The 3,740-nt window shown below is 49.2% G+C and carries 4 protein-coding genes and 1 pseudogene; 1 reads left to right on the plus strand and 4 read right to left on the minus strand.

Annotated features, from left to right (window positions below):
- A pseudogene (locus HMPREF3168_RS09815) lies at positions 1 to 397 on the plus strand (transposase); the annotation flags it as partial.
- 86 nt (positions 398 to 483) lie between these two features.
- Here HMPREF3168_RS09815 and murC read toward each other — a convergent pair.
- From murC to trmB, 4 genes are all read right to left on the minus strand, one after another.
- Complete coding sequence (gene murC / locus HMPREF3168_RS04790; protein WP_070488731.1) at positions 484 to 1,803, minus strand: UDP-N-acetylmuramate--L-alanine ligase; 1,320 nt, start codon at positions 1,801 to 1,803, stop codon at positions 484 to 486.
- Positions 1,804 to 1,921: 118 nt separating this feature from the next.
- Positions 1,922 to 2,569 carry a YtpR family tRNA-binding protein gene (gene ytpR / locus HMPREF3168_RS04795; RefSeq protein ID WP_070488734.1) on the minus strand — a complete coding sequence of 216 codons (648 nt, stop codon included), beginning with the start codon at positions 2,567 to 2,569 and terminating at the stop codon, positions 1,922 to 1,924.
- Positions 2,570 to 2,591: 22 nt separating this feature from the next.
- Entirely contained in the window at positions 2,592 to 2,912 is a 321-nt protein-coding gene (locus HMPREF3168_RS04800) for a thioredoxin family protein (protein WP_002879808.1), read from the minus strand.
- A 78-nt stretch (positions 2,913 to 2,990) separates the two neighbouring features.
- The gene (gene trmB / locus HMPREF3168_RS04805) at positions 2,991 to 3,647 is read right to left on the minus strand and encodes a tRNA (guanosine(46)-N7)-methyltransferase TrmB (protein ID WP_002879806.1); all 657 of its coding nucleotides are present in this window, start codon (positions 3,645 to 3,647) and stop codon (positions 2,991 to 2,993) included.
- Between the last annotated feature and the right edge of the window lie 93 nt (positions 3,648 to 3,740).

Raw genomic sequence — 3,740 nt, forward strand, 5'->3', positions numbered from 1 at the left:
GCTCAAATCGTTGATGAAGGCCTTAAATGCAATGAAACACTGAAGAACACATACGACTTCATGCAGGATTTCGTGTATGCTTTAGCAGACAAAGATACGAAAAAATTAACGATCTGCTCGACAGTAATATCGGTCAGTATTGTGAGCAATTGAAAACAACCATACGGATCTTCAGAAAGAACAGGAGGGCTGTCATTAATGGTGCCAAAATGTCGTACTCAAATGGCTGCCTAGAGGGCGTTAATCGTAAGATCAAACAAATTGAACGTACAGCCCTATGGCTATTCTAATTTCACTCACCTTTTGAAAAGGATCAGACTAGAGCAGAACATCATTTGCTTCAAAAAAAGCACTAAACAGACGTGTTCTGTTTAGTGCCTTCATCAAACATATGTAAGATTTCTTGACAAGCATCAGTAAGATTTGACAAAGAGCCACAAAAACAAGCCGCTGACCTAGTCAACGGCTTGTCTGCTGCTTATCTTACTTTTCCAGCATTTCTTCAAATGCTACTTCATATTTAGGAATATCGCCGGCACCCATGAAGACAATGCAGTCACCCTTGTAAGCCAAAAGATCCTTCAGATTGTCGAAGTCAATGACTTCAGCGCCTGGAATCTGGCTGGTGATGTCTTCACTCTTGATGTCGCCCGCTGCTTCTCTGGCTGACCCGTAAATTGGCGTCAAGAAGGCCTTGTCGACCCCCTTCAGAATTTCCACGTATTCTTCTTCGAATTCCTTGGTTCTGGAGTAAGTGTGCGGCTGGAAGATGGTAACCAGCTTCCGGTCCGGGAACTTCTGCCGGGCAGCTTGAATCGTAGCCCGCAGTTCAGTTGGGTGGTGGGCGTAGTCATCAATGACCACCGTGTCACCAAAGTCCTTTTCGCTGAAGCGGCGCTTGGCCCCGGTGTACTTGACCAGACCCTTTCTGACTACATCAAGGTCGATGCCTTCAGTAAAGGCAATGGCAATAACCGCCGTGGCATTCATCACATTATGGTCACCGAAAAGGTGGATGGTGAATTCGCCTAAGTCTTTCCCATTAGCCCGGACATGGAACTTGGCCCCTTCAGTGGTCTTAACCACGTCAAAGGCCTGGAAGTCATCGCTGTCTTTCAAGCCGTAAGTGTACTTCTTAGCGGTCTTTGGCTGGATCTTCTGCAGGCGTTCGTCATCGCCCCAGACAAAAAGCCCCTTCTTAGTCTGGTCAGCCGCCGTCTGGAAGGCTGAGGCATAGTCGTCTCTGTCCTTGAAGTAGTCAGGGTGGTCAAAGTCAACATTGGTCATGATCTGGTAGTCCGGGTGGTAGGCCAGGAAGTGCCGCCGGTATTCGTCAGCTTCGTAGACGAAGAAGCGGGAGTCCTTGACCCCCTTCCCCATCCCGTCACCGATCAGGAAAGAAGTCGGAGCGGCTTCGCCCAAAACCGTTGCCAAAAGGCCGGTGGTTGAAGTCTTGCCGTGGGAACCCGCAACCCCGATACTGGTGTACTGCTGGACGATTTCTTCAACCGTGTCCGGGTAGCTTTGCCACGCCACGCCCTTTTCCTCGCAAGCGGCAACTTCAATGTTGTCGCTCTTGAAGGCGTTGCCCTTGACGATTACCTGGCCGCTTTCCTTGATGTTGTCTTTAGAGAAGGAAGCAACTTCAATCCCAGCGGCTTCCAGTGGATCCTGGGTGAAGGTGTACTTGTCGATATCACTGCCGGCAACCTTGTAGCCCAGGTCGTGCAAAATCAAGGCCAAGGAAGCCATCCCGGTCCCCTTGATCCCAATAAACCAAATTTGTTTAGTCTTGTCTAACATTTTTTCGCTCCATTTGTTTCAAACGTTCGACCCTTATTTTATCATTCTTGGGCCAAGAAAAAAGAGCTCCGGGCCATAATCAGCCGAAAGCTCTTTATGTTTTGCCGTTTTTTAACAATTACAGGGTGATAGCGCCGCTGGCCAGCAGTTCGTCACACTTGGTCGGTTCAAATTCGTCACCGATCTTGAAGCTGTCCGGAACAACCATGATCCCCCGCTTTTGCGGAGCATGAGCCAAGCCCAGTTCTCTGGCTGAGCAGATCATCCCGTCTGATTCAACCCCGCGCAAGGTGCCTGGCCAAATCTGGGCCCCAGTTGGCATCAAAGTACCTGGCAGAGCCACAACGACCTTTTGCCCTTGGGCGATGTTTGGTGCCCCGCAGACAATTTGGTGGTCCTGACCATCGCCAACGTCAATTTGCGTTACGTGCAAGTGGTCAGAGTCCGGGTGCACTTCACAGCTTTTAACGTAGCCATAAACCAAGGTTGGCTTGGCCACAGTCAGCTTGTCGGAAAAACCAACGCTGGCCAGTTTTTCGTTTAAAGCTGCGACTTGGTCTTCATCCAGCTTGACTTCGCCGTTTGGCAGCTTGTCGTAGTCCAGTACTTGGTCAACGTTAAAGAAGTTGAAGCCGGTCAATTCGCCCTTGCCGTCCGTAACCCGGGTTACGTCGGCCTTTTCTTCGAAATTGCTTTCGCCATCGCCTTGCGCCAAGATGACGATCAAAGTGTTGGGATAGCTTACTTTGTTAATACTAGTGATCATTTGATCTCAAGTCCCCTCTTATCTAGTCAAGCGACCGCAAAAATGCTTCTACTTCCTGCTTGGTCTTGCGGTCTCCATTAACTAGTCTACCAATTTCTTGCCCATCTTGGTAGACAACAAATGAAGGAATTCCCATAATGTTCATTTCCTTGCACAAGTCGATAGAACCGTCCCGGTCGATCTTGATGAACTTGCTGTCTGCGAAGTCAGCTTCGATTGCTGGCATGGCAGGTTCCAAAAAGCGGCAGTCTGAGCACCAGTCAGCAGAAAATTCGACAACCGTCCGCCCGCTCTTGACTAAGTCCGCCAGCTTTGCCTGGTCAACTACTTTATATTCTTCCATGTTTGCCTCCTGCTTACTTTTAATAAGAGAAATATTTACTAGCTATTTTAACCGATTTTCCCGGCAAAGGGAAATTTTTTACTTGGCCAGAAAGCCCGCGTGCAGGCAGTAGATCGGCTGCCCCTTGCTGGCAAACTTGTGCTCATACTCAGTTTCCACGTTCTTTTCCACGATTTCTTCGCTTTCGTGGTGGAGGTCAACTGACACGAAGTCAAAGTGCATCCCGTAATTGTTCATGCTCTTGACACTGTAGGCAAACAGGCCGGAGTTGTCGGTCTTGAATTCGATCAACCCGTCGCCGGTCAAGACTGCCTGGTACTTGGCTAAAAAGTCCTTGTAGGTCAAGCGGCGCTTTTCATGCCGGCTCTTTGGCCAGGGATCGCTGAAGTTGAGGTAGATCTTGCTGGTGGAGTTTTCCCCGAAGTAGGCTACCAGGTTGGCCGCGTCGGCGCAGAGGATCTGCAGGTTGTCCAGCCCCTCGTCCAGCTTCTTTTTCAAGATGATGCCGGCTGCCGTCTTCTGGATTTCCATGGCCACGAAGTTGCGGTCAGGGTGCTGCTTAGCCAAAGTAGTAATAAACTGCCCCTTGCCTGAGCCGACTTCGATTTCAATTGGCTTGTCGTTGCCAAAGCGGGCTGCCCAGTCGATCTTTTCCGCTGGATCCGGCCAGTCCAAGGCGCTTTCCGGGTGCTCTTCTACCAGTTTGTTTGCCCAAGGCTTGTTCTTTAAACGCATGTCTTTCTCTCTGTTCTTTCTAATTCTTAGTTTTATCTATATCTTATTTTACCGTTTGCTTTTTTACCGAATTCAAAAACATATCCAATGCTA

The organism is Lactobacillus sp. HMSC08B12, assembly GCF_001808415.1.
Lineage (GTDB): Bacteria > Bacillota > Bacilli > Lactobacillales > Lactobacillaceae > Lactobacillus > Lactobacillus delbrueckii.

Coding starts and splice junctions, on each gene's coding strand:
- murC (WP_070488731.1), bottom strand. CDS start 1,803: ATGTTAGACAAGACTAAACAAATTTGGTTTATTGGGATCAAGGGGACC.
- ytpR (WP_070488734.1), bottom strand. CDS start 2,569: ATGATCACTAGTATTAACAAAGTAAGCTATCCCAACACTTTGATCGTC.
- HMPREF3168_RS04800 (WP_002879808.1), bottom strand. CDS start 2,912: ATGGAAGAATATAAAGTAGTTGACCAGGCAAAGCTGGCGGACTTAGTC.
- trmB (WP_002879806.1), bottom strand. CDS start 3,647: ATGCGTTTAAAGAACAAGCCTTGGGCAAACAAACTGGTAGAAGAGCAC.